The organism is Rothia dentocariosa ATCC 17931, from assembly GCF_000164695.2.
Classification (GTDB): Bacteria; Actinomycetota; Actinomycetes; order Actinomycetales; family Micrococcaceae; genus Rothia; species Rothia dentocariosa.
In genome coordinates, this window is the sequence record NC_014643.1 from 556,561 (window position 1) to 583,011 (window position 26,451).

The 26,451-nt window shown below is 54.9% G+C and carries 23 protein-coding genes; 11 read left to right on the forward strand and 12 right to left on the reverse strand.

The annotated features are described in order from the left end of the window. Positions 1-168: 168 nt before the first annotated feature. Positions 169-1,452 (reverse strand): phosphoribosylamine--glycine ligase, encoded by a 1,284-nt coding sequence (gene purD, locus HMPREF0733_RS02405; protein ID WP_041321865.1) that lies wholly within the window; start codon positions 1,450-1,452, stop codon positions 169-171. 180 nt (positions 1,453-1,632) lie between these two features. After that, a complete protein-coding gene (locus HMPREF0733_RS02410) occupies positions 1,633-2,178 on the reverse strand; it encodes a hypothetical protein (protein ID WP_013397793.1) in 546 nt (181 codons plus the stop codon). Between the two features lie 182 nt (positions 2,179-2,360). On the opposite strand from HMPREF0733_RS02410, the gene HMPREF0733_RS11345 reads away from it, so the two are divergent. The 8 genes from HMPREF0733_RS11345 (at position 2,361) to HMPREF0733_RS02450 (ending at position 12,208) form a co-directional block, all read left to right on the forward strand. Then, positions 2,361-2,681 carry a PQ-loop repeat-containing protein gene (locus HMPREF0733_RS11345; RefSeq protein ID WP_004005522.1) on the forward strand — a complete coding sequence of 107 codons (321 nt, stop codon included), beginning with the start codon at positions 2,361-2,363 and terminating at the stop codon, positions 2,679-2,681. Positions 2,682-2,727: 46 nt separating this feature from the next. Then, positions 2,728-3,789 carry an asparaginase gene (locus HMPREF0733_RS02420; protein ID WP_013397794.1) on the forward strand — a complete coding sequence of 354 codons (1,062 nt, stop codon included), beginning with the start codon at positions 2,728-2,730 and terminating at the stop codon, positions 3,787-3,789. Next, a complete protein-coding gene (locus HMPREF0733_RS02425; protein WP_013397795.1) occupies positions 3,786-4,217 on the forward strand; it encodes a sterol carrier family protein in 432 nt (143 codons plus the stop codon). The genes HMPREF0733_RS02420 and HMPREF0733_RS02425 overlap by 4 nt, the downstream gene beginning before the upstream one ends. Before the next feature lie 143 nt (positions 4,218-4,360). Then, positions 4,361-4,732 carry a hypothetical protein gene (locus HMPREF0733_RS02430; RefSeq protein WP_041321555.1) on the forward strand — a complete coding sequence of 124 codons (372 nt, stop codon included), beginning with the start codon at positions 4,361-4,363 and terminating at the stop codon, positions 4,730-4,732. Between the two features lie 219 nt (positions 4,733-4,951). Then, positions 4,952-6,751 (forward strand): amidophosphoribosyltransferase, encoded by a 1,800-nt coding sequence (gene purF, locus HMPREF0733_RS02435; protein ID WP_013397798.1) that lies wholly within the window; start codon positions 4,952-4,954, stop codon positions 6,749-6,751. A gap of 7 nt (positions 6,752-6,758) precedes the next feature. Then, entirely contained in the window at positions 6,759-7,904 is a 1,146-nt protein-coding gene (gene purM / locus HMPREF0733_RS02440; protein ID WP_013397799.1) for a phosphoribosylformylglycinamidine cyclo-ligase, read from the forward strand. A gap of 514 nt (positions 7,905-8,418) precedes the next feature. After that, positions 8,419-10,602, forward strand: coding sequence for a S8 family peptidase (locus tag HMPREF0733_RS02445; RefSeq protein ID WP_013397800.1), 2,184 nt, complete (start codon positions 8,419-8,421; stop codon positions 10,600-10,602). Between the two features lie 322 nt (positions 10,603-10,924). Continuing rightward, positions 10,925-12,208 (forward strand): MFS transporter, encoded by a 1,284-nt coding sequence (locus tag HMPREF0733_RS02450; RefSeq protein WP_013397801.1) that lies wholly within the window; start codon positions 10,925-10,927, stop codon positions 12,206-12,208. Positions 12,209-12,293: 85 nt separating this feature from the next. Here HMPREF0733_RS02450 and HMPREF0733_RS02455 read toward each other — a convergent pair whose 3' ends face one another. From HMPREF0733_RS02455 to HMPREF0733_RS02465, 3 genes are all read right to left on the reverse strand, one after another. Then, on the reverse strand, positions 12,294-13,409 hold the full coding sequence (locus tag HMPREF0733_RS02455) for a bifunctional glycosyltransferase family 2/GtrA family protein (protein WP_013397802.1): 1,116 nt from the start codon (positions 13,407-13,409) through the stop codon (positions 12,294-12,296). Continuing rightward, positions 13,406-14,452, reverse strand: a complete 1,047-nt coding sequence (locus HMPREF0733_RS02460; protein WP_013397803.1) for a phosphodiester glycosidase family protein — start codon at positions 14,450-14,452, stop codon at positions 13,406-13,408. Before HMPREF0733_RS02460 ends, HMPREF0733_RS02455 begins: the two co-directional genes overlap by 4 nt. Before the next feature lie 244 nt (positions 14,453-14,696). Beyond that, complete coding sequence (locus HMPREF0733_RS02465) at positions 14,697-15,347, reverse strand: TetR/AcrR family transcriptional regulator (protein ID WP_115333546.1); 651 nt, start codon at positions 15,345-15,347, stop codon at positions 14,697-14,699. A 56-nt stretch (positions 15,348-15,403) separates the two neighbouring features. Between HMPREF0733_RS02465 and HMPREF0733_RS11105 the strand changes: the two genes are divergently transcribed. Continuing rightward, complete coding sequence (locus HMPREF0733_RS11105; protein WP_041321558.1) at positions 15,404-15,589, forward strand: hypothetical protein; 186 nt, start codon at positions 15,404-15,406, stop codon at positions 15,587-15,589. 111 nt (positions 15,590-15,700) lie between these two features. On the opposite strand, the gene HMPREF0733_RS02475 is transcribed toward HMPREF0733_RS11105, so the two are convergent. From HMPREF0733_RS02475 to HMPREF0733_RS02505, 7 genes are all read right to left on the reverse strand, one after another. After that, complete coding sequence (locus HMPREF0733_RS02475; RefSeq protein ID WP_013397806.1) at positions 15,701-15,907, reverse strand: DUF3073 domain-containing protein; 207 nt, start codon at positions 15,905-15,907, stop codon at positions 15,701-15,703. A gap of 341 nt (positions 15,908-16,248) precedes the next feature. After that, the gene (locus HMPREF0733_RS02480) at positions 16,249-18,138 is read right to left on the reverse strand and encodes a carbohydrate-binding domain-containing protein (RefSeq protein WP_013397807.1); all 1,890 of its coding nucleotides are present in this window, start codon (positions 18,136-18,138) and stop codon (positions 16,249-16,251) included. 266 nt (positions 18,139-18,404) lie between these two features. Continuing rightward, positions 18,405-20,090, reverse strand: coding sequence for a carbohydrate-binding domain-containing protein (locus HMPREF0733_RS02485; protein ID WP_115333615.1), 1,686 nt, complete (start codon positions 20,088-20,090; stop codon positions 18,405-18,407). Between the two features lie 71 nt (positions 20,091-20,161). Continuing rightward, positions 20,162-20,998 carry a polyphosphate polymerase domain-containing protein gene (locus HMPREF0733_RS02490; protein WP_013397809.1) on the reverse strand — a complete coding sequence of 279 codons (837 nt, stop codon included), beginning with the start codon at positions 20,996-20,998 and terminating at the stop codon, positions 20,162-20,164. Positions 20,999-21,193: 195 nt separating this feature from the next. Next, a complete protein-coding gene (locus tag HMPREF0733_RS02495; RefSeq protein WP_239652941.1) occupies positions 21,194-21,778 on the reverse strand; it encodes a DUF4956 domain-containing protein in 585 nt (194 codons plus the stop codon). 501 nt (positions 21,779-22,279) lie between these two features. Further along, on the reverse strand, positions 22,280-23,290 hold the full coding sequence (locus HMPREF0733_RS02500; protein ID WP_013397810.1) for an excalibur calcium-binding domain-containing protein: 1,011 nt from the start codon (positions 23,288-23,290) through the stop codon (positions 22,280-22,282). 253 nt (positions 23,291-23,543) lie between these two features. Next, a complete protein-coding gene (locus HMPREF0733_RS02505; protein ID WP_013397811.1) occupies positions 23,544-24,512 on the reverse strand; it encodes a Sir2 family NAD-dependent protein deacetylase in 969 nt (322 codons plus the stop codon). Between the two features lie 150 nt (positions 24,513-24,662). On the opposite strand from HMPREF0733_RS02505, the gene HMPREF0733_RS02510 reads away from it, so the two are divergent. Next, on the forward strand, positions 24,663-25,199 hold the full coding sequence (locus HMPREF0733_RS02510) for a PadR family transcriptional regulator (RefSeq protein ID WP_004005541.1): 537 nt from the start codon (positions 24,663-24,665) through the stop codon (positions 25,197-25,199). 190 nt (positions 25,200-25,389) lie between these two features. Further along, a complete protein-coding gene (locus HMPREF0733_RS02515) occupies positions 25,390-26,394 on the forward strand; it encodes a zinc-binding alcohol dehydrogenase family protein (protein WP_218564873.1) in 1,005 nt (334 codons plus the stop codon). Positions 26,395-26,451 lie beyond the last annotated feature (57 nt).

A 26,451-nucleotide genomic window follows, 5' to 3' on the forward strand; every position in this document is an offset into this window, starting at 1 on the left:
TGAATCCGAATGCGGCCGCAACGCCGTGTTCTCGGGGTTGGCTGTTAAGTTCTGTTACTTGGCGCCCGGCGGGAATACACCGCGAGCAGGTTGCTTTTGGGCGAGCCGGTAAGAAAATCCTACCTGTTCGACCAAAAACCACCTGCTCGCAGGAATAGAGAATAGCGGTTAGTTGCGGAGTTCGGGCACGGTAATCGCCCCCTGCACCGCTTTGAGAGCGATATCGGTGCGGTATTGTGCGCCTTCCCAAGTAATAGCATGTACCCCTTCGTAGGCGGCATCGCGAGCCTGGGCGAGGGTATCGCCCAGGGCCACAACGGCGAGCACGCGACCGCCCGCCGTCACAATCTCTTCGCCCGCGACAGCGGTTCCGGCATGCACCACATGCACATCGGGCATAGCGGATGCGCTCTCAAGCCCCGCAATCGCATCGCCCTTACGCGGGGTTCCCGGATATTTCTCTGCCGCCATGACCACATCTACGGCGGTGCGGGGATCCCATTCCAGACAGGTGTCTTCGGCAATCTCGCCGCGAGATGCCGCAAGAAGCAGCTGCCCGAGCGGGGTACGCAGGCGTGCCAGCACCGCCTGGGTTTCGGGGTCGCCAAAGCGAGCGTTGAATTCGATGACGCGCACGCCGCGGCTGGTAACGGCGAGCCCGCAGAAGAGCACGCCCACGAACGGGGTGCCACGTTCTGCCATGCGAGCGATGGTGGGGCGGGCGATCTTTTCGATCACTTCGTCCACAAATCCTGCAGGCAGCCAGTCAAGCGGGGTGTAGGCGCCCATCCCGCCGGTGTTTGGGCCTTCATCGTTGTCAAAGATGCGCTTGAAATCCTGCGCAGGAGACAGCGGGAGCACGTTCTTTCCGTCGCTGATGACGAAGAGCGATACCTCGGGACCGTCCAAGAATTCTTCGATGACCACGGAACCGCCAGCGGCAAAGCAAGCGTTCGCATGTTCTAAGGCGGCATCCCGGTTCTCGGTGACAACCACGCCTTTACCCGCGGCGAGCCCGTCGTCTTTCACCACGTAGGGGGCGCCGAATTCGTCAAGGGCTTGCGCCGCTTCGGCGTCGGTTGTGGCTACGAAGGCGCGGGCGGTCGGCACGTTTGCCTCCTCCATCACCTGTTTGGCGAATGCCTTGGACCCCTCAAGCTGTGCCGCAGCCGCAGAGGGACCAAAGACCGCGAAGCCCGCCTCGCGCAGAACATCGGAAACACCGGCGACTAGAGGTGCCTCAGGGCCAATAACCACCAGGTCTGCGGCGAGCTCACGGGCAAGCGCGACAGCCTGCTCAGGGCTATTGGCGTCGATGGCGTGTACCGGAACGTCCTGAGCGATGCCCGCGTTGCCGGGTGCGCTGTGAACTTCGGTCACCTGTGGGTCGCGCATAAGCGCACGGATAATTGCGTGTTCGCGGCCGCCGGGGCCCAGTACCAAAACCTTCATGTACATAAGAGTACCGTGTCGGATGCGGCACGGGCGGGGTTTGTAACACCCCATGACTGTGCTTTACCCAGTGATCCTCTGCCCCCAAATATTTTTACCGTGTAACGTTGTGCCCGCCGAATAGTGTTTTGAACCGTTCAGCTGTTTTCCACGTTTTGTGGTTTTCCCTGTGTCCGTGAGTTAGCTGCCCCAAGAGGCGCGGTAGCGGACCTCACCCACAAACGCCTCATATGCTTTCTGCTCTGCGGGTGGGAAGATGAAAATATAGGTTTTCTCATGGTCTTTAATGCGTGCCTGGATTTTCAGTGCTGGTCCGTGCCGCAGATTACCAAATATCAAACCGGTACCGGGTGCTAAACGCAACCCGATGCCTACAGTTTCATGCACCACATCGTATTCGGGGAGTACTTGAATATCTGTAACCTCGTCCCAAGCAATACGCCGCCGAAACAGTGGCATGTACAGCAGAATAAAGCCTTCATGAGTAACAAGTAGTCGTTGGTATGCATTCGCTAGTGAAGCTGTGATAACGGTAATCAGCAAGGCGATCATGATGAGGTCATACCGCTCAGGGTTCAGCCCCGCAACTATGACCACAGGTATCAGAGCGATACCGGTGATCAGAAGCCGAAACTTCGCCGGCAAGTATATTTTGGGATATTTACCCACGGTGACGGGCCGTTTAGAGTGAGGGTTGTTCCCAAGGGCTGCAGGGTCTTCGGACATGATGCCTCCGCCGCGTTTTACTGTTCTACCAGTGTACCGGGAGCGTCCTTTCAGACAGCTCACAAGCGCCACGTATTTTGCGCTATTCAGGGAACGGGAGTAGGCTAAGTTGTCTTGTGAATACGGTCTGCTCTACTGGTCGGGCACATCGCAGGGCATATTACACAGACGAAAGGACCCTCATGAGCGCGCAAAATTCCAGCACTCAGACCCCCACCCAAGATACGCATAAAGAATCGGATATTCACGCCAGATTTTTCCCGATTCTGGCGCGCGTAGCATCCGTAACCGCGGTGCTCATGTACGTCTTCTACTTCCCGCAAATTATCGGCAATATCAACGGCCATAAGGGCGACTGGATCCAGCCACTCGTTGCAGGCATTAACTGCACGCTGTGGGTAGCATACGGTTTGTGGCGCGAGAAGAAAGACTGGCCCATTGTGATTGCGAATGCGCCCGGCATTATTTTTGGCGGTACGGCAGCCATCACCGCGCTCATGTGATTTTATCCGCTAGAATTTCTATTTTTAGCACTATTATTGTGGGTATATGACTTCTCCTCAGCTTTCCCTCACAGATGCCGAACTCGTATTTCAGACTCGTAACGATCTGATCGAGACGACCCACCACGGTATTGTGGTGGTGCTCTCCCCCGAAGGCACCACCGATCTTGCCCTCGGAGACATGAGCCAGCCATTCTTTGCCCGCTCGGCACTCAAGCCACTGCAGGCTATCGGCACGCTCAAATCGGGGGCGCCGCTGCGTGGCGCGCAGGTAGCGATCGCGTGCGGGTCGCATCAGGGAACGTTCGAGCAGATGCGCGCGGTTCAAGACGTACTTCAGGGCGCCGGTGTTGATGCGACCGCCCTGCTCTGCCCTACCGCCTACCCCGCTGATGCACACGCGCACGAACAGATGGTACGCGCGGATTTGGCGAAGACTCCGCTTGCGCATCCGTGTTCGGGCAAGCATGCCGGGTTTCTGTGGGCGTGTGCCGCGCAGCTGGACCGCTCGGTTGTAGACCCGGATTCACGCCAGTGGACGATGAAGGACTACTGCGACCCCGAGCATCCGCTGCAGCGCATGATTGCTGAGGAGATCGCGAGTTTTACGGGCGAGCCTGTGGGCACATCGGGTATTGACGGATGCGGTGCCCCCGTCGCGGCGGTCTCTGCGTTGGGCTTGGCGCGTGCCTATTCGACGCTCGGCACGGCGATTCGCAATATGGATGCGGATGCGCGCGCCTCAACCGTGGCGACTGCGATGGTGGATTACCCCGAGCTGATCCAGGCCCCGGGCATGCCCGATACGGTGTTGAGTGAGCAGCTGGATGCGGTCGTCAAAAGCGGCGCCGCCGGGGTATTGTGTGTGGGCCTGCGTTCTGGCGCATCTGTGGTCGTGAAGATTTCTGACGGCGCAACCCGTGCTGCTTACCCGGTTGCGCTGTGGGCGCTGGAAGCTACGGGACATCTGCCTTCCGAGCAGGTGCAGCAGCTTCTTCCGCAGGTGACTCGCCCCGTGATTGGCGGCGTGCAGGATAATGCACCCCGCGAGGTTGGAAGCTGGGTTCCCGGCGCGGATCTGGAACCGCTGGTGGGTGAGAGCGCGTGAGTGTGCGCCGTCGAGTTTCGGAGGCTGACGGCGCGGCCGCCTTTGCACAGGTTAGACAGGTTTTTGATACTGTGCTTTCCGGAGAAAAACCGCTTATTAGTGCGGAAAATCGAGACGATATAGAACAATCGTTCGCTCGCCTGCCGCGCAGTGCACGTGCTACCGCTGTGCGGTACGCCCTTGAAGAGCTCGCCACGCTCGCCCCCGGCAACAGTGTGGAGGTTCGGGTTCCACCCTACGGAGTTACCCAATGTATTGCCGGACCTCGCCATACCCGCGGCACTCCGCCGAGTGTAGTCGAAACGAACGGGTTTATCTGGTGTGCGCTGGCTGCCGGTGCCCTGACCTGGGACGATGCGAGCGCATCCGGACTACTGACCGCCAGCGGCGAACGCAGCAACCTATCCCGCTACTTCCCCTTGTTCTAGGCGCCGAGCTACCTGATAACGACATCTTAAGTCTTATCGCGCACGCCCTAGAGCAGGTAATACTTCTTCAGCCGCGTTTTCCGCATCCCAGCATCGCCAAGAATCATTAGGCAGGATTCACCCCAAAAGATAGACTTGAAGACATGAGTAGCGCACACACACCTTCTAATTCCCACTCTGATTCTTCGGAACCGGAATCCCCCACGCCCGAAGCTGAAGCATCCCCTGAAACCGAGGTTGAATACTCACAGGTGCGGGTTCGCCGTGCCCCGTCGGTGGTAGCTTTCATGATGCTGGGGCTCGTCATCGGGCTTATTGCGGCGTTTATTTCGGTGATCGTGGGTCCAGGCGACCCGTCATATTCTGAAACATCAGTGTTCGGTGTTATCGCGGTTATTTACGGTGCCGTTGGTGTGGCGTTGGGCGCCCTCGTGGCCCTGTGGCTTGACCGCCGGTCCCTCAAAAAGTCCGTAACGGCGCGGGTTGAGCCAGAATCCAAAGAAGAGGATGAGTAGGAGCGAGCGGCGCATCCTAAAACGCTTGGCGCAGCCACACGTGACATATTCATCACCCCTGCGGGCGTTAAATTTCGTAGCGTGCACCACAGGGTAGCGTGAAAGAGGGTAGACTAGAAATGTCTGTGTACTCCCCTCTGAGGGTACGGCTGCTCAGCGGCTCACACACCCGCGCGCAGACAAGACTTTCCCGCAGTCCCAACGTCGAAAAGATGTGAATTGATTCGTCCTGACGGAAAACTCACTCACGATCTCGATCCGATAGACCACGGACCCAAGGACGCCTGCGGCGTATTTGGTGTCTGGGCTCCCGGTGAGGACGTGGCAAAACTAACCTACTACGGCCTGTATGCACTGCAGCATCGCGGGCAGGAATCCGCCGGTATCGCAACGAGCAACGGCAAGCGCATCCACGTGTATAAAGACATGGGGCTGGTGTCCCAGGTTTTTGATGAGGCCACGCTCAGCTCTATGCCGGGCGAACACGCTATCGGGCATGCGCGCTACTCCACGACCGGCGCATCCCATTGGGCGAACGCTCAGCCGACTCTGGGCACCACCCCGCACGGCACGCTCTGCCTGGCGCATAACGGCAACCTGACGAACTCGGCAGATCTCTATGATAAGCTGCTGCAAAAGAACGGCGGCAAGCCCCCGGCGTTTGGTGAGCTGGCACAGGGCAATACGACCGATACCGCACTGGTAACCGCGCTTTTAGCCGAGCACGATTTTGATTCTCTAGAAGAAGCCGTTCTCGATCTGCTGCCCACCCTGCGAGGCGCATTCTGCCTCACGTTCATGGACGAGCAGACTCTCTATGCGGCGCGTGACCCGCAGGGCGTTCGCCCGCTGGTGCTGGGGCGTTTGGAGCGGGGCTGGGTGGTTGCCTCCGAGACTGCGGCACTCGATATTGTGGGTGCATCTTTTGTGCGCGAGGTTGAACCCGGCGAACTTATTACGATCGACGAAAATGGCTTGCGTTCACACCGTTTTGCTGAGGCAAAACCCGCCGGATGCGTCTTCGAATACGTCTACCTGGCTCGCCCGGATACCACGATTGCGGGGCGCTCTGTCTACGAATCTCGCGTGGAGATGGGGCGCCAGCTCGCCCGTGAACACCAGGTCGAAGCCGATTTGGTGATGCCCACGCCAGAATCCGGCGTCCCTGCGGCCATCGGCTACGCCGAGCAGTCCGGCATTCCCTACGGTAACGGTCTAGTCAAGAACGCCTATGTGGGGCGTACCTTCATTCAGCCTTCGCAGACTATTCGCCAGTTGGGTATTCGACTCAAGCTGAACCCGCTCAAATCTGTAGTTGCGGGCAAGCGTCTGATTGTCATTGACGATTCGATCGTGCGCGGCAACACTCAACGAGCCCTAGTACGCATGCTTCGTGAAGCCGGGGCGAAAGAGGTTCACGTGCGCATTTCTTCCCCGCCCGTGAAATGGCCCTGTTTCTACGGTATCGACTTCGCCTCACGCGCAGAGCTGATCGCGAACGGTCTTTCGGTGGACGAAATTTGCGCTTCTCTCGGTGCCGATTCGCTCGGTTTTATATCGGAAGACGGCATGATGGCGGCAACCGAACAGCCCGCGAAAAGCATGTGCACGGCGTGCTTCACCGGCAAATACCCGATTGAGCTCCCCTCGGAGGAGCGCCGCGGCAAGTCGCTCTTCAATGCCGAAGAAGGCAAGGGTGGACCGCTCGCCGGCAAGGCGGCGGAGGTGACCGTTGAGCGCCCGGTACCAAACAAGCCCGAGCATGCGGAGGCTGTCTCCATTGAAACCCGCACGGGTACCGATACCTTGGAGAACAAGTTCGATACCGCAGCGCTTCCGGTGGTTCAGGCGCAGGCTGGCTCTGGGGCATCCGCACCCGTTGAGTCTGCTCAGGAAGCTCAACAACCGGCACCGGGCATGTGCAACCCCGGTCCCGACGCCGATCTTGAAGCGCTTTTGACCGAGGAAGACTTGGTTCCCGCACACGTTAATTCACGCCCTATAACCCCGAAGGACTAATAAACCCATGAGCGAAAACAGCACCTCTGTAACCTATGCAAGCGCTGGCGTTGATGTTGAGGCGGGCGACCGCGCCGTCGAGCTGATGAAGGATGCGGTGAAGGCGACTCACAACGCTTCGGTGGTCGGCGGTGTGGGCGGTTTTGCCGGGCTGTATGACCTCTCGGCCTTGTCCTCATATCGCAAGCCCTATTTGGCGACTTCTACGGATGGTGTGGGCACGAAGGTCGCTATCGCGCAGGCGCTCGATATTCATGACACGATTGGCTACGACCTGGTGGGTATGGTCGTGGACGATATTGTGGTGTGCGGCGCGAAGCCTCTTTTCATGACCGATTATATTGCTACGGGCAAGGTCGTTCCCGAGCGTATCGCCGATATTGTGCGGGGTATTGCCGGGGCTTGCAAGGTTGCCGGTACTGCGTTGGTGGGCGGCGAGACGGCGGAGCATCCGGGGCTTTTGGCTGAACATGAGTACGATGTTGCCGGTGCCGCAACCGGTCTGGTGGAGGCCGATGAACTGCTCGGCCCCGATCGCGTGCGCGAGGGCGATGTGCTGATTGGTATGGCTTCTTCGGGTATTCACTCGAACGGGTACTCGCTGGTGCGTAAGGTGATCGATGTGGCAGGCTGGGGCTTGGATCGTCAGGTGGACGAGCTCGGCCGTGCTTTGGGCGAAGAGCTTTTAGAGCCTACTCGCGTGTATGCGGCGGATTGTCTGGATTTGGCGGCTGCGTTCCCGGTCAATGGTGCCGAAGGGCAGACCGGTCACGGTATTCGTGGGTTCTCGCATGTGACCGGAGGCGGTCTCGCCGCTAATCTGGCGCGTGTTTTGCCGCAGGGTTTGGAGGGTCGCGTGGACCGTTCGACCTGGCAGATTCCGGCGATTTTTTCACTTGTCGGTTCGCTCGGTAAGGTTCCGCTTGCCGACCTGGAGCGCACCCTGAACCTGGGCGTGGGCATGATTGCGATTGTTGATCCTGCGGTGGCAGATGCTGCGGTGAGTCGTCTGAATGAGCGCGGTATTTCAGCCTGGATTATGGGGGATGTGGTGAAGGCTGGCACCCCCGATCTAAATAACCCTGACTATGTGCAGGGTGCCAAGGGCGTTGATGGAGGCGCAGTGCGGCTTTACGGCAGTTACGCGGTCTAGCCTGCGCTCTGACAGGGTTTTACGCTGTAGCTCCCCTGCCCTATATCTATAAAACGCGAGCGGATGATTTTTAACGAATCATCTGCTCGCGTTTTGTGTGCTGTTGCGGCGATCTTATTAGGCAATAGTGCTAATTTTGCGCAAGCTTTAAATCTTTACTCAATACTTGGCTACCTATCATCTTGCACTTTCGGAAAACTTTAAAGTATTCCAAGACCCTAAATCTCGTATACCAGATAGTGTGATGTATATTAAATACATTATTATTTCCCCTGGGAGAATAAATTAGACCTTGGTTCTGCCTTGCAAAATCAAGGATTTCACCAATATTTTAATAGTAAAACTTTATGTGTAAATATATTTTAGTGCGAAATATATAAAAATATTTTGAGTTGAAATACTTTCAAGATGCACTTTTTCAAAACGCCCTATATTCTATTTTTTGATGACGAGTTCAATCACAAATTCGCCATCACATATATTCACTCACACATAACTGAACATAGGACATTTCATGTCACTCATCGAACACCCTACGGTGAAGCGGACCCGCATAGCGGCGCTGAGCGTAGCGGGTATCGCATCCCTGATGGTAGGGCTCTGCGCACCGTCCGCTCACGCCGCACCCGCATCACCGGTATCAACGAAGACCGGAATTCCCGCATCCTCACAGACTGAGGATATTCTGACTGCAACCTCGGTGCAGCAGCAGGAACAGGGCTATGACCGCTTTATCATCAACTATGCCGACCAGGCCAAGAACAACCTTGATATCGCGGGACTGGAATCTGGCGAATACTCCGAGTTTGTTCCCGAACTCTACCAAGGCATCGAGAAGAGCGTAAATTCGCTTGACGAGCTCCTCGGCATTAAAACCACCTATGTGCGTGATACCGCGCAGAATGATTCGGTGGTCTCTCTGTCAAAGCCTCTGAATGCGCAGCAGGCAAAGCAGTATATGCAGACGCTCGCCGAGAACCCGCAGGTGGACTCGGTCGAGCCGGATCTCAAACGCCAGCCCACCGGTAGCCTCCCCGGCTCGGACAAGGTCGATTTCAACGATCCTAAGATGTCACGCCTGTGGGGTTTCACCACTATCAAAGCCGATTATGCACTGAAGCACGCGGGGGATCACCAGGTGACCGTTGCCGTGATCGATACCGGCGTTACCAAGCATTCAGACCTAAACGAGAATGTGCTGCCCGGCTACGATTTCGTGTCGGATGCCTCCGCTGCACGCGATGGCAACGGACGCGATAACAACCCGCAGGATGAAGGCGACTGGACCACTGAAGGGCAGTGCGGTTCTGGGGCAAAAGCCACCAATTCAACCTGGCACGGCACCCATGTTGCGGGGACTATAGCGGCCGTCGGCAACAACAACATCGGTATTGCCGGGGTAGCCCCGAAAGCCAAGATCGTGCCGGTGCGCGTCCTGGGTGCCTGCGGCGGCTACGATTCAGACATTATCGATGGGCTGATCTGGGCATCCGGTGGGTCCGTGAGGGGTGTACCCGCAAACCAGCACCCCGCGCAGGTTATCAACATGTCTTTGGGCGGTGCCGGGAAATGCTCGCGCACCTACAACCGTGCCATCGAGTCCGTGAACAAGCGCGGCAGCATCATCGTAACCTCCGCCGGAAACTCAAATCAGAATGCTTCGGCTCAAATTCCCGGCAGCTGTAACGGCGTGATTAACGTGGGTGCAAGCAACCCTGGAAATTCACGTGCACTCTACTCTAACTACGGCTCGACCGTTGCCGTCAGCGCCCCCGGCGGCGATTTTAGGCAGTCGGGTGTGGGCGTTCTTTCGCTGGTGAATAAAGGCAAGACTGTTCCCGAGAAGGAAGATTACGCCGAATATGAGGGTACCTCGATGGCGGCTCCTCACGTTGCGGGCACGATTGCCATCATGCGGTCAAAATACCCGAACCTGAGCTACGAGAAGGCTCTGGATATTCTGAAATCCACCGCTAACCCGATCACCTGCGATCGTGACTATTGCGGCGCCGGCATTATAGATGCGGCTAAGGCAATGGATAAGGTCGATGAGCTCGTAGAATCGGAGAAACAGCCGAACCCTACACCGACTCAGCCTGCTCCGTCCGAACCTTCTAAGCCTGAGCCTGCTCCGTCCGACAGCTCTACTCCGGCACCGGCTGAAACCTCAAATCCTGAGCCTGCGCCCACACCTACCCCAACGCCTGCGCCGAGCAAGCCTGTACGCCCGATTGCGCCCCCTCCGTCGAAGCCGCTGCCCACGCTGCCTCCATATGAGGAACAGCTGCCGGTTCTGCCGATCAAGCCCAAACCTTCACCGAAGCCTACCAAGCCCGCACCGGTTGAGACTCCTAAGCCGAGCCCGGCTCCTGTGGAAACCAAGAAACCCACGCCCGCGCCTTCGGAGTCTTATAAGCCAGCGCCTCCTTCATGGTGGTACTGGTACGATTACCCGGGTCAAGGCTACTACTCCCCCAGCCCCTGGTACGATCCCTGGTCGGGATACGGTGCATGGAACCGCTGGGATTACGGATACGGTTCTTGGGGCGGTTGGGGATACCACCGCGGACACCGTGGAAGCTGGCACAACACCCCGTGGATGCACCGTTCAGGGCATCCGTGGTGGGCATCGTACCCCTACGGCTGGGGTAACAGCTACCGCGGCTACGGCTACTATAACGTAGGCTACCGCTACTAAAAGCCCCTGACGGATAACACATAAAAAGGCTCTTGATATACATCAAGAGCCTTTTTAGTAAGAAGTGAAATAGAGAAAATATGTGCAATTTTAAGTCTACATAAAATTTTACTTTATGTGTGATGCATGTCTATGATATAGGACATCATACAAATCTCATCCATGCTCAACACACGGGGTTTTTATTTGAGTAATTGATGAGGGCAATAACCGCATCGCGCCTGTCTGCTCTGCACAATATGTAGCGGCTATGAGGCATGATGCGGTGTTGCGCTGCTATGAGGCATAGTAGCCTCACAACCTTGAATATCTGGAGAACCCCATGAGTAAACACAGCCTTTTGCGGGCAAATATCCCTTTGAGACGCACAGTATTCGCGATAGGTGCGAACCAGCTGTCAGACGCTATGTCTTATATAAGTGTTCCCCTAATCATGCTGTTCCTCACCGGCTCCCCCGAAAACGCGAGTCTTGCCCTCTTTGCTACAGGTGTAACACGCATACTGGCGAGCTTCCTGACTGGAGTTATTGTCGACAGATATAAGCCCACATACACTCTTACGCTTTCATGCATGGGGCAGTGCATCACCTGGATAGTCCTAACCCTGTGTGTTCTCGCAAACGTCGGTTCTGTTCCAATTCTGATAGGCATCCTGTGCGTGATGGCACTGGCATCATCGTTCGATTACCCCAGCGAGCAGGCTATTATCGCACGGGTGGTGCCTACCAAACAGCTCGGGTACGCCTCTGGATTAGGAGAAACACGAGAATCTGCCGCGAACCTAATTGGCAGCCCGTTAGCGGGTCTACTCGCCTCCACTTCTTTGATTCTGACCGCTTGCGTGCACGCGTTTGTCAATTTCACAGCTTTTCTGGCGGCACCTAGTTCATCTACTGTTGTGCATGCCGAGCGTAAGCACCGGCAGGCAGGCAGTGAAACTACGGTGTCCGATACTGTCATCGATACACAATCTACCGGATTTTTTGCCGACCTCGCCCAAGGGCTCATGTATGTTGTGAAGAACCGTGTTCTTGTAGCGATCGCATCTGTAGCCTGCTGCGCGAACTTTGCCGCAACAGGACTGCCACTCGTCTTCATCTATTATTACGCGGAACAGGGTATTGCGGCCTACAGTATCGGTATTTTTGCCTGTGTTTTTGGTGCCGGAGTGCTCTTAGGGTCCCTAACAGTCGGGTGGATGACGGAGCGTTTCGCCTTAGGAACATTGGGTGTGCTGGCGGTCGGGATGATGGTCATATGCTACATGACAGCGGCGTTCACCCACGACTATTTTTGGATAACCTGTGCGCTGATGCTTATTTCGGGAGTGCCGCTTCCTGCCTTCAATTCCAGTATCGTCGCGTATATCAATGCTTCGACTCCGGTAGACATGATAGGACGTGTACATTCGGCGCAGGGCATCCCGAATATGCTTCTAGCTCCTGTGGCGGCATTGCTTGCTGGCATCATGTATGTGCAGTGGGGGATTTCCAGAACGGTTCTCTTTTACGGATCGTTTATGGTTTTGGCTTTGATCCTGATGCTCTCACAAAGAAGTCTTCGCACACTGCCTAAACTTTCGGAAATGGCCCCGGCTTCTGACTAAGTAATCTATGTTCCCCCTCCCTATAAAAGGCTCATTATTTGAATAATGAGCCTTTTATAGGAAGAGACCTACGCCGCAGGATGTTCTACAAAGAATGCGTGGCAAGCTCGCGTGAGCGCTCGTTTTGCTCCGTAGTCTGCGGAGGCGGTGCTGGCAGGAAAACCCACCGACGCTGTACCGCGAAACTGAGGGGAATCAAGGTCAGCTCGGTCAGGATCTTCGCCACGATGAGCACGACCCCGAAAGCGGTGAGAACCTCCATCAGCGCAGCATTTGCAAGCAAAATCCCCACCGCTAAAATCGCATAGCGCCCCAGGGACACCGCCCGCGAGGGGCGATCGGCACCGTCGTTCATGAGAATACGGTTAATACTGAAATTCGTCAGCGCCGAGATAATGCGCGCCAGCACAATCGCCGGGAGCAGAGCAAAACCCACGCCTACGAGGGCAAAGAGGGCGAGCGCATCCACGATAAACCCGGTGCAGGAAGATACTAAGAATCCCAACAGCGGCGCGTAGATTCGTGCGGAATCGCGGATCGGGCGGAAATGACTGCTCGGGTTCCCCAGCTCATATACTTTCACGATGGGCAGCTCAATAAGCTCCACCCCGGCCCGGCTAGCACGAAGCAGCATTGAAAACTCGTATTCGTATTTATCGCCGCGCAGGCTGAGAGCCCAATCAATCATCTGTGTGGTAAACCCGCGAAGCCCCGTCTGGGTGTCGGCAATGCGAGTGCCCGTCGCCAGCGTGAAGAACCCGACGGTAAGCGCATTACCCAACCGGGAACGCAGAGGAACGGTGGGCTCAGTGAACTCGGCGCGAGTATCCGGCAGGGTGCGTACCCCCAGCACGAGGGCACGCGTACCGATGCTCGCCATTCGCTCGGTTTTAGCGCCCACGCGCAGAATATCGCGGGGTAAATGCTGCCCGTCAGCATCCGCCGTTACCACAATGTGATCGGGCCGATGCGTCCGTGCCCACGCCAGCCCGGTACGCAGGGCCGCGCCTTTTCCGCGGTTTGCAGGTTGGGTAATAATCGTGATGCCCCGAATCGCCAGCTCGGTAAAGATCGGCACGTAGGTGCTTCCTGAGCCGTCATCGACCACCAGGATTTCGGCGTGCGCATCCAATTCTGTAATCTGCTCCGCTAACTGCACGAGAGATTCATCCGGTTTATAGGCGGGTATCAGGACTATCATGATGCGCTCCCGGCGATGTACAGAATATCGCTGGTTCCGCGTTCTTTGGTGCCGCCCATCGGTTTATTGACTAGCTGGTTGTTGAAGACCATCACCGAGGATCCGCCGCCGTCTAGGTTATAGGCGCTCACGCACCCGAGTTCCTTGAACATATAGGCAAATTCGGGCATGGTAACTCCGCGCGAATACCCGTCGGAACGCCCATCGACCACGATAAATACGAGGTGGTTCTGCCCGAGCACGCCCACACCGGTACGCGGCTGGTTGCCTTGAATGGAGTGGTTGCCGAAGTTGGTATCGACCTCAACCTGATCAATGCCGCTGACAACCTCTGAGTCCCGCACGAGTGCCGGCCCGAAGGAAAGCGTATTCCAGACGCCTTCGTTGAGGAGCTGCTGCGCGTTCGTGCCGGTTTCGTCGTAGAGTTTGACGGAGCCGTCTTGGTAGAACGCGAGCCCTTCACGGGCGCCGGAATCGCGGTATGCCACACCGTTGCGAATGACGATGCCGGTGTCACGGAACCCGTAGTAGTCGCCGTTAATCGCCCAGATGCCGTTGTGCTGCGCGGCGATATTGGAGGGCGTATCGATAATGTTTTGCCCGAATTTGTTGTTGGCGAAGGCTCCGCGCAGCAGGGTCATGGCGTTGAGTTTGATCTCTGCGGTAAAGGAAACGACCGCGTTGTTGCCGCTTCCTTCGGTGGATTTGGTAATGGTGATAGAGCCTTCACTGGCGCTCAAGCCGTCAGAGGTGACCTTAACGTTGGTGAGTTCGCTGGGACTTGAGGCACCGTCAGATGATGAATTATTATTCTTTGCTTGTTGTGATTTTTCATAGGATACGGTGTCATCAATCTGCGTATGCTCGGCAAGATAACGATTATATGCCCAACCAGCACCAACACCTGCGACGGCAAGGGTGCCGAGGCCACCTCCTAAGAGAACGCGCCTAGTTACTTTCTTTTTCTTAGGTTTCTGGGATATTTCAGAAGTCTCTTCGACCTGTTCGACTGGCAGTGTTGCGGTAGTATTTCCGTTCTTCATGATTCTAGAATGCGTGGCATTTCTCGTTTTAAAACATGAAGAAGCTATGTTTTAGCTATGTATGAGTATTCATTTCCGGGGATCGCCTCACCATTCGCATATACTTCACACAGCTTGATGCATTAGACGCAAGACTGTCTTAGTCCGATTTCTATTTCGCGGGTTATCGTGCATCGGGCGACTTAAATAACCGCAAAATGCACAATAACTCGCAATAAGCCTGCCGCCTCTGCGTGATACGCGCTTACGCACCGGTGAGGTTATCGAGGTGCCGCTTTGTGACGGAGTCGAAAAGATCAAGGCTCTGTGCGGAGCGTGCTATCAGCTGCGCGCCCTGCACCGTGCAAAATAAGGACTCCGCCTCTGCCTGCGAGTGCTCGGGATCGTACCCGGCATGCTCAAAACGCTCGGCGAGCCAGCGAATATTCTTAGCCTGAAAGTCTGCGGTGTTGATCTCGGCAGGCTCACGGTTTTCAGCTTGGGCGCGCAGGGGCACGAACGTTGCGTTGATATGCGTTCCCCGTTTCACCGTCTTCTTTTCCTCTTCAGCATCATAAGCGGATGCGCTCTGCCCCAGGGATTCCAGCGCCAACATTGAGCAAAGGCAGAGTTTATAGCCCTGTTCCAGGTTCGCACGGTAGGGCCTCATATAGGCTTCGAGTTCTTCGCGGAGGCTGCGTGCCGCATCCACACCCTGGTGCAGCGTCTCAAAAAAGTCTGCGCTGTACTTTTCGAAGGCTGCACGCACGAGATCGGATTTCACAGGGAAATAGTAGTGAATGCTGGGTTTTTTGATGTTCATTTTGCGCGCTATATCTGCGTAGCTAAAAGCGTTGACGCCGTTCCTTTGGATATAGTCGGTGGCTATGCGCACAATATCATCTTTAGTTCCCATCATTCTCTCCTTATGTGATCGTTAAAATCCCCTCGACCGTTGGAGCGGGGGCTGCGATGCGAATTCGCCTTGTCATCACTGCGGTAACCGAGGACAATTCCCGCGAGTGCGATTTCATTGGCGGGAATATCCAGGTGGGCACGGACCTTATTCGGGTATTGTACATTTTCGTAGGTGACACTATCGTATCCATACCGCAGGATGCCCGCCAGCATCAGCAGATGCGCAAACAAGCCAACTGAAAACCCGTAGGCCGCTCAAGCACGCCCGCAAAGTATACAAAAACCGGCCCAAGTCACCCTGCAGGGTGCTTAAGCCGGTTCGCGTATGAGCGTAACGCTAGGGCTCTACCGCTACACCTCATCATCATATTTGGCATATTTCTCCGCGTATGCCGAGTAATCATCCTCATCATCATAGCGACGAGAAGATGATTCGGAGGATTTAGTGTTCTTAGCGTTGAGCTCGCGCTCAAGTGCACTGTAGTCGGTCTCGGGGCTGAAGTACTTCATCTCCCGAGCCTGCCGTGTTGCCTTAGCCTTCTGACGGCCGCGCCCCATGGCGTGACCCCCTCTTTCCTCATGTCCGCAGCCACCACACCCAAGGCGCGCATAACCCACGGATCGCTCTCTAGTCTTTCCTATGTTCTAGGGTACCTTGTTTTACCCCTCAATGTCTTGTTGATTGACAGATTCATGCTCAGAAAATCTGTCGAATCTTCAGTTTCTTCGCCTGAACTCCGGCGAATTATGCATAAGGTTTGGGCTCCACCTCGCGCATTATACGCTGATGTGGAGCCCAAACCTTTGTAGGAGCCTTCTATAAGAGCCGCGCGTAGCAACCCATCTCTACAAGCCCGAGACTCAAAGATTTTATCCCCAAGTCCTGGGAACAACCCGCACTAGCTGGCTGTAAAGCTACCTAGCTCGGTCGCACCGGATGCCAACGACGCTGCGTTGGAGTCCACAGCCGATGTTGTAGTGTACGCCGTGTAACTCTGACCCTTGACGATCGATGAGCTAGAGACGAGAACCAACTGCACATTCGACTTGGTGACTTTATAGTTAGCCACCACCTTACCAGATGAATCCGCTACTTGAACCGTGGATCCTTGCTCAAATCCGGAACTATTGGTCAGTTTCAGGTAGCCGCTCGTCGAGTTGGTGGAGGGAGCCTCGAACATATCTGCCGTGCTGCCGCTGAGAACCGTGGCACCGTTGAGGAGCAAGTCGCCGTTGGTATCCAGCGCAGCGTTACCGCCTTGGCTGGGACCGTTCACTATCAGCGTTCCTCCAGAAAGAGTTGTGACACCGTTCGAATCAATGCCATCGCCCTCAGCATTGACGGTAACGTGACCGCCGCTCACGTTGATTGCAGCATCGATAACCTCAAAGGTTCCGCCGCCACCACCACCGGGCATACCACCCTGCGGGGGCTGGCCCATCCCCTGCTGGCCGGTACCTGTAGTTCCGTTCTGAGACGTGCCGTCCTGGGCGTTACCGCCGGGCATTGCCGGAGGCTGTCCCATGTTCTGGTTGCCTTGGTTCTGAGTGTTGTTCTGCTGCTGAGCAGTGCCTGAAGCTCCTTTCTGAGACGTGCCGTCCTGGGCGTTACCGCCGGGCATTGCCGGAGGCTGACCCATCCCCTGCTGTTGTTGATTGGAGGTTCCGCTTTGCTGCCCACCCGGCAGGCTGCCCTGCTGCTGGTTGTTCTGCTGCTGATTGGCAGTATCAGAGGTGTTCTCGGATGAATCCGTGCTCTCAGAATTGCTTGTCTTCAGCGAGGCATTCATGCCGTCATCCGCGCTCGTGACGTTTACATCGCCGCCAGAGACATTAATGTATTGTGCCTCAATGCCTTCATCGGACTGTTCAACCGTCAGGGAGCCCCCGGAAATTTCGACGACCCGAGAGGCTTTGAAACCGTCATCGCCCGCATTCACGGTCACGGTACCGTTGCTCAGGCGGGTCCAGCCCTTCCCCTCGTCGGTGTCGTTAGTGGATTTGATACCGTCCTGCTGCGCGGTCACGTTAATAGTGCCGCCTAGGATATCCACATAATCCTTGCCCTTGATGCCGGTGTTCGCCGCATTGACCTCAAGAGTGCCGCTGGCAATCACAAGGCCGTCACTCGTGTGAATGCCGTCTTCGTGGTTGCCGTTCACCTTCAGGGTGCCTTCACCCGCGATCGTCATGTCGGCTTTGGAATAGACCACGGCATCCGGATCATCTTCCCCCGTTGCGGTGTAGTCTGCGCCGTCGCTTATCGTATTGGTGGTGCCGGATGCGCTGTAAAGAATAACCTCGTCAGCGTTTACCACGTTCAGCGCGGCACCGCTGGAATTCGTGATGTTTGCGTTATCGAGAACGAGCCGAACCGCGTCGCTGTCAGCGGTTTCAACCTTGATCTGCCCCTGGTATTCGCCGGAGAGTTTGTACGTGCCAGCCTTCGTGATGGTCAAGGTGCCGTCTTCAACCGTAACGCCGTCCGTTGCGGTGGGGTTTGACAGGTCAATCGCGGTTTCGGAAGAAGTGTCCCAGCTGAGATCCTGTTCCGAATAGTGAGTGTCGACGTCGAGTTTTTCGCCGCTCTTTACATTGGTCGAGAATGACGAGCTGCTGGCGGCAGTGTTGGTGGCGGTTGCCGAGGATGTTGTCGCAGTCGTACCGACTGAGCTATCCGCCGCCGTCGTACCAGAGGCAAGGGCGTTGCTTGTAGTTGAGCATCCGGTGAGTGCAAGCGCCGCGAGCAAAGTTACCGAGGTTGCCGAAGTCAGCATTTTTTTATTCATGGGGAAAGAATCACTTTCTATCTACACTGTTTGAGCAGTTTGTGAGTATTTTCAGGGTTTACATCCGAATTCTACGGGGTAACGGGTACCTGCCGCATCAAATTCACGGGTTCCTGCAGGCTCCTGATGTATGTGTCGTGTGATAGAAGTTGGATTTTCTGATGCATATTTGTGGCGTGCACCGCCACCCGCGCCGGAGTTTTGTGTGATGGTTTTATCCTGCGCAGGCTAAAGGTTGGAATAGGATTCTCTCCTCTCGTTATGTTTTATAGATCGGGGGTTGATGCCGTGAAAGTTCCACGTTCAACGGCACCAGGTGCAAGGGTGGTGGTCTTCGGATCCACCAGCGTGGGTGCTAGGTAAAGAGTGTATTCTTGACCCTTCACGATAGAGGGATTCGAGAAAAATACTTGTTTAACACCCGGAGTAATCACCCGGTAGTTTGCAACGACTTGTCCGGCAGAATCTACTGCCTGAACAGACTGCCCTTGTGGGAAAGTATCGTTATCTGCAATTCGCAGATACCCATTTGTGGAGTCGTCGATCGGGCGCTTGAAAAGCTCTACACCACCGCCGCCAAATGAGATCCTGGCGTCGTTACTTACAGTAATGTCACCATTTGGATCAATAGGGTCATTGGCATCGTCTTGAGGACCGTTGATTAGCAACTCGCCTCCTGTGTAGAACTCGTGTCCGTTAGAGTCCATGCCGTCAGCACCCACGTTGAGGGTTACATTTCCACCGGTCATGTTGATCACAGTATCAATAACCTCTGTGGTATCGCGGGCACCACCCAAGGGTACGGGGCTGGCATCCGGCTGATCGCTGTCTTCCTTCTGATCCTCATACTCTTGATCGTTAGGCAGCTGGTCCTTGAGCGAGGCATTCACGCCGTCGTTATTGCTGTTGATGAGCGTATTGCCGCCATGAATATTGACGTATTGCCCTTCAAGCCCTTCTTCAGACCCTTCGATGGTGAGCTTCCCGTCCAGAATCTCCAGGGTGCGCAGCGCCTTGATGCCGTCGTCACCAGCACGAAGAACAGTGTCACCGCCAGCCACGCGCACCCATCCAAGGCCTTGTTTCTCGGTGTTGGTGGCTTTAATCGCGTCTTTTGCGGCTTCAATACGCAGGGTCCCGCCCTGAATATCCACGTAGTCCTTGCCTTTAAGTCCGGTCTTCGAGGAATTAATGTTGAGGGCACCTCCGGCAACAACCAGTCCTTTGGTGGTGTGCACCGTCTCGTCAAATTTACCGGCGACGTTCAGCGTTCCATCGCCCGCAAGGGTTAGGTTAGCGGTTGAATAGATCGTAGAATCTGCCTCTTTTTTGCCCTGAACTGCGTATTCTGGGCCGTCGCTGAGGTTATTGGTGCTGCCCCGGGATGTGTAGATGACGGCTTCGTCGGCAGAGGCAACGTTAATAGCAGATCCGGTCTCATTCGTGATGTTAACGCCGTCAAGAATGAGCTGAACTTTATCTGTCTTGGGGGCTTGAACCTTCACTTGCCCCGTATAGTCGCCAGACATACGGTAGGTTCCCCCCTTCGTAATCGTAATCGTTCCGTTTTGTTCGCTGACCCCATCGGTTGTGGTGGGATCTGCCAGATTGAGCGGAAGAACAGCATCCTGGTTCCAGGTCACGTCTTCTTGCGTAAAGTGAGTTTGCGCGTCAATCTTTTCACCATTTTTGGTGTTCGAGGTGTATACGCCAGATTTAAGCTCCTTCCCCTGTTCCTGTGCGGTCACAGTGGCTTTGGAGTTATCAGGGTTCCCACTAATGGCGCATCCGGCAAGTGCCAGCGATGCCGCAAAGGCGCATGTAAGAACAGATGTAAACCGGTTTTTGAACATCTCGAACGGGGTTCCTCGTCTGTAGGGATTAAGTATCTCGGTAAAGATTGCCTCAACCATCCTACGCGAGAGGGTGGGGTTTCCAGAATGCCCTAACACGGTGAGCCTCTGGAACACCCCACCCTATTCTTGTGCCGCGTTCTAAGACGTTACCCGCTCAGGGTCTAGTTCTAAGCGGCTGGTTCAAGCTGCATCCAATGTTGAATCGTGCGCTTCCACTTGTTCGCCGGCAGCTGAGGATTCAGCGCAGCCATACCCGTAGCAAACTTAGAAATTTTGACGGGTCGGATGCCCGCGCGCCACAGATACTTATCAGCGATTGAAGGTGCACTGCCAGATTTCGTTTCGATAATCACCGTACCGGGTGCAGTATATTCGGTACCGACCTGATACTTGGTTGGTCCTTCACTGCCGTCTGCGGTGTACACGAGCGCGCTTTCTGAAAGCGGAGTCCAAGTGAGCGAGGTATCAATCGTGAGACGAGAATCTACCGGATTCTGCTCGGACTGGGGCAGATATACAGTCGTACGACGGTACCCGGTACGAACAACCGGCTCCAGGTCATCTACAGACGCATCCGTCAGCTGTTCAAGCGCGGTAGCTACATATTCCTTGCCTTCTGCAGTGAGCATGTCACGGTTTTCGATAGAGTACGGAATACGTTCCTTGACCGTGAATTCACGAGCCCCTTCAGTCTTGACTTCCAAGAAGCTCAGGTCAGAATCCAGATAGCTGCGAGTACGTACCTTGAACCGGTTACGGCTGCCGATGGCGGAAGCCTTATAGCTCACCAGGTCAGGGGTGTCGAAGTATACAGAGTCATAGGCGAATTCACGCTGACCGTCGATTTCTAGGACGGCCGCCTCGTCGGCGGGAAGTTCAGCTAGGATAGATGCCGCATAATCTGCGTCCACAATGTATTTGCGGTCCACACGGGTCTGCATAGCGGCTTTTTCGTTGAGTTCATCGAGGCTGATGCTCTGCCAATAGGTTGGCACGATAGACATGGTACTTTCCTCTCGGTGCCCGCTTCGGTGAGAAGACGGAGTATTATCTACCGCAGGGGTGTGCGTAGATTCCAAAGTCTGTGCGGCGCCACCCTGAAACGGGGTGTACGGCTGAGGTGCTTGGGGACTCATGGTAGGTCCTTTCAACGTGTGAGTTTTTAGGTGTAGTTTTAGGCGATATCTGCGAGATAAAGCCTAGGAAGCGTAGTATTCGTAATTCGCGTTAAGGTGTTCTTGGAGTTGGGGAAGCTCTTTGTAGGTGATGGTCACCTGTGTGGTGTCGTTGAGCAGGTCAAGCTCCAGGATCTTAGCGGAGACGACCTCGTACCCGAGGCGCGATTCCAGATAGGCTTTCAGGGTTCCTTCGTCGCTGATAGCGCGATCCACCGTGACGGTTTGGGTGCGCGGCTGGTTTTTCGCTTCAAAGATCGGTGAATCCAGTAGTGCGATGATTCCGACCAGTACCACCATGAGGATGAAGGCGATATATGGCGGGTCAAGCCGCACGCCGGAGATCAAACCTAGGGCGAGAGATACGAAGTAGTACCCGACCTCACGCTGGCTTAGGGAGGTAGACCGCAGGCGGATAATGGAAAGAACGCCGAAGAGTCCTAGACCCATAGCGCCTGCGGTACTTCCGGCATGTGCCAGGGCGACCGTTACGGTGAAAACACCGGCGTTGATAACCGCGTATGAAATCATGAGTTCACGGGTCTTATGACGAATCATGTACAGGGTGCAGAGCGTGCCAATTGCTACTAGGTCTGCCAGTCCCATCATCAAGATATCCATTGGACTCTCCGTTCCGTTTTGTGTGCCGTTATGTTCTTGTATTTCTAGGTTCGCGCCCGTTCCTGTGTTCTTCCTGTGTCTGTCTTAACTTGTAGTTATGTATTTCGTGCATATCTAAAAGTTCCCCGCGATTGCAGGGGATACGGCGAGGGAAACGCTGACCAAATACCCAAAAATATGGTGCTAAATCATAAAAATTCAGAATTTGCATATACGAGTCTTATGGCATATCTCTAAGGACTTTGAGAATGCGCAAAATTCACATTCTGATCGAAAAAGCCTCATGCGTAAATCCTCATTGGTACTTTTTTCGACCGTTATTACCGTCATGAAGACTCTTACCTCTCAGCGAGTTTTTCGTGGAGGCTATTTTCTGAGGTTTAAACAGCGAAATCCCCCGTTCCTCAATCATGAGGAACGGGGGATTCTATGTAGCCTCCGGCAGCTTCTAGAGTCTAGAGCCGCCCCGAGGACTTGATCATCTAATCTTTAGGCACGCTTGCGCTTACGCAGAGCGGCTACGGTTGCACCGCCCACGCCCAGAGCAACCATACCCAGACCTGCTACGGTCAGAGCACCGTTTGCACCGGTATTAGCCAGCTTGCCGTTGCTGTTCGAGGAAGCGTTGTTGGAGCCGCCGTTGTTATCCGAGACGTAACCTGCGCCGCCGTTACCGTTGGATGCGGTACCATGCTCGCCATTGCCGCCGTTGCTTTCGCAAGCCACGCCATCATGGTCGCTGTCGAGGTGATCGGCATATGCAGCGTCATTGCGCTGGATGTCCTTGAAACCTGCTTCGTTAGCCTCTTTACAGGTAGCAAACTGGTGAGTTTCGGAACCGTTGGTTACCTGGGCGGTCTCGGTTGCGGCAGCAGATGGGGTGCTTGTAGCCTCAGCAGTGGTGGATGCGCTCGGAGTTGAAGCAGGAGTGGTTGCTTCAGGAGTCGATGAGGGAGTCACAGTCGGCGTAGATGAGGGAGTGCTACCGCCACCTACGGCGCCCATACCGCCCTGGCCACCTTCACCGGGAAGAGAACCACTCTTCTCAGAAGCCACGACCTTGACCTTTACAGTCTCGCTGCGCCGCACATCGCCAGCCTTTTTGCCGGTCAGAACGGTAATTTCAACATAGTCACGTTCTGCATAGGCAGCATTCCACTTGATGTTGCCGGAGACATAGCCCTGCGCGTCTGCATCATAGGTACCCACGATGGAACCTTCATGGTCTTTAAGCACCAGAGTGGACCCAGCAGAACCATCTTCGGTTGTATAGCCGGAACCTTGGAAGGTCAACTCCTGACCTTCTTTCCATTCATTGGGGAAAGAAATCTTAGCTTTATCACTGTGAGAGTGTTCCGAATTTCCCGGAACAGAAGTAGATACAGAATTACCGGGAAGGGAATTAGTGGCAAATGCTGCCGGAATGGTAGTAAAACCGCCTACCAATCCGCAGCTCAGAGCTGCAACGGCACCGAAAGTAGCAATTTTTTTAGTTCTCATGCTTTATATACTACCCTCTCAAAACCCTGCCTTCGCCTCTATGACGCGGTTTGAGCGGATTTTTTAAAGAGAAATTATTAACACAGGTATTTTTGATAGATGTACTATTCCCATAAACTTTAAATATCATCTTGAGGTTTTAACTTTAATGTTATTGCAGGCACCTTAATTTCTTTCAAAAAAAAGACTCTTAATAGTGAAAATCGGTATTTCCAACGCCTTTTTTCTTTTGAGCAGCCTGCGGATTAGCAGGTTAGATATCGAGGCGATCCAGCATTTCTTCCAGTGCCTCCCCCACGCCTGTGCGCCACAAATAGGTGACGCGCGCATCCGCACGTCCGGGACCGCCATTCATAACCCCCACGGGTTTATCCGCACGCAGGGCATCAAGCACAATCTTGTAGCTGCTCATAACCGCGACCGAAGAACCCACCACCAGCACACCCGAAGAATCCGCGAGCATCTGCTGCTGGCGAGCCTTCCGGTCGGCAGGCACGGATTCACCAAAATAGACAACATCCGGTTTGAGTTTCGTCGAGCCGCAAGCCGTGCATCCCACCATCTGGAAGCTGCGAATATAGTCGTTGTCGAGCTCAACATCGCCGTCAGGATTAACCTGCAATTCGGTACTTTCGAGACGCTCCAGATACCCCGGATTTGCCGCATCCAGGCGGACATCCAGGCTCTCACGCGACTCGCGCATTCCGCAGTCCAGGCACAGAATCGAAGATAGATCGCCGTGCAGTGCCAGCACATTCTTGCTTCCGGCACTCACGTGCAGACCATCAACATTTTGGGTAATCAGGCCGTTCACCGCACCCGCATGCTCAAGTTCGGCGAGCGCATAGTGGGCTCGATTCGGGGATGCGCGGCGCATGCGCCTCCACCCTACGTAAGACCGAGCCCAGTAGCGTTGTCGGGCGGCGGCGTCGTAACGGAATTCTTGGTAGGTCATGGGCCGGTGGTCTAAGAGCGCTCCGGAGGGTCCGCGGTAGTCGGGAATACCGGATTCGGTACTGACCCCGGCGCCGGTAAGCGCCAGAACGCCGCCGATGCGGAGCATTTTTTCGATGCCCTCGGCGGCGTATTGAGGGTCGTGCGGGGTGACGGTTTCGGTGACGACTCGTTCAATGGAGCGAATGGCGGCGCGATGCGCGGAGGCGATGAGTGTGCTTTTCTCGCCCGCGTCTGCGAAGTTCTGCGTATCGGTCCATTTTTCCATGTGTCTAGTGTATGTCGGGGATGTTTCTCTCCCCAGTTAGGGACGGGCAACCTACTCCCCTGCCTGGGTTCTCTTGATCACAAAATCCTATATGCAAGACTAGTATTACTGATAGTATTATTAGCAACAGCAATAGTGAAAGGAAGCATCATGGCAACCCCAACTATCGACGCTATGATCCTGGGGGCTCTTCATGAGCACCCGATGAGCGCCTACGAAATGAACAAAATGATGGACCAGCGCGGAGTACGCAGTTGGGCGCGCATCAGCTCACCCTCCGTATACCGCAACCTGGTGCAGCTCTACAAGCAGGGATATGTGGAGAGCACCACCGTCAAAGACAGTGCTATGCCTGAGCGCACGGTCTACTCCATTACTCTCGAAGGCAAGGAACGTCTTCACGAGCTTCTCTACGATATTGCCTCCAGCCCGGCGCGCGTAGACTTCAATTTCGTCTCCGTCATCGCGAATATCCGTATGGTGGATGAAAAGATGGGGCACGAGCTGTTGCAATCTATTGCCGATACCTACAGCGAGTGGGCAGATCGGCTGGAACAGGCTGCCGCATCCATCGACGACCAGATAGAGGCGAAGGCAACCCTAGAGCTGTGCTCCGACACCTACCGACTCATTGCGGACTGGGCACGCAAATTCGAGAAGGATTTCTATCAGAATCGCAAGAAGTAAGAGCTGATTCCGCGCGCTAAAGACTGAGTTCTGGGAGCATAAACTATGCTCCCGCCTCGGGCAAAGATAAAAACACAGCTCGGCACGAAACCTTATGAATTATGTTTCATCCATAGGTATGACGTGGTTTCCTCGGAGTAACTAGCCCTCCTTGAAAGTGTCTGTAGGGCGAGCAAGTAGAATGATTTTTATGTCAAACACTATGAAAACAATTGCTATGCTACGTTCCCTACCAATTTCTGATCCAGAAGCGCTCATTGAGGCTGAAATACCCATCCCTGTTCCGGGCGCCCAGGATCTCCTGGTTCGAGTGAAAGCTGTCTCTATCAACCCCGTGGATGTCAAGGTACGCACGGGTGCAGGAGTTCAGCAAGATCCTAAAATTCTTGGTTGGGATGCGGCAGGTATCGTCGAGTCCGTAGGGGAAAATGTGTCTGGTTTTGTCCCTGGCGATGAGGTTTATTACGCTGGTGATCTCACACGCCCAGGTTCAAACGCAGAATATCAGACGGTAGATTACCGTATTGTCGCTAAGAAACCTGCATCGCTGGGATTCACGGAAGCGGCCGCCATTCCACTTACCGCAATCACTGCATGGGAAACACTCTTTGATCACATGGGTCTCACCAAAGATACTTCGGGTAATCTTTTGGTGATTGGAGGGGCAGGCGGAGTCGGTTCTATGGTGATCCAGTTTGCAAAAGCACGAACTTCTCTTCGCGTAATTGCATCAGCCTCACGCCGAGAATCCGCTGAATGGTGCAAGAAGCTGGGAGCGGATGACGTTGTGGATCACAGCAAAGATTTGGGGCAGCAAGTTCAGGATCTTGGCGGCGCCGACTACGTTTTCTCTGCATACACTGAGCATCGTGAAGAGGATATTGCCTCTGCCATGAATCCGCAGAGCCAATTAGTTTTTATTGACGATCCTCAGACTCTTAACATTGGCGCTTTTAAACCTAAGTCGATCTCTGTGACGCCAGAATTTATGTTCACTCGTTCCATGTTTGCAACAGAGGATATAGCGTATCAGTCTGATCTGCTGAGGCAAGTAGCTGACATGATTGACTCGGGACAGATTATGGGTACTCTCACCGAGACCTTAACAGGACTTAGTGTTGAGTCTTTCCGTGAGGGGCATCAGAAAGTTGAAAGTTCCCATATGATCGGAAAACTCGTCATCTCTTATTCTTAAACTCCCGTCAACATGAGGAGGGGCTATCGTGCAGACGATAACCCCTCCTCATATATA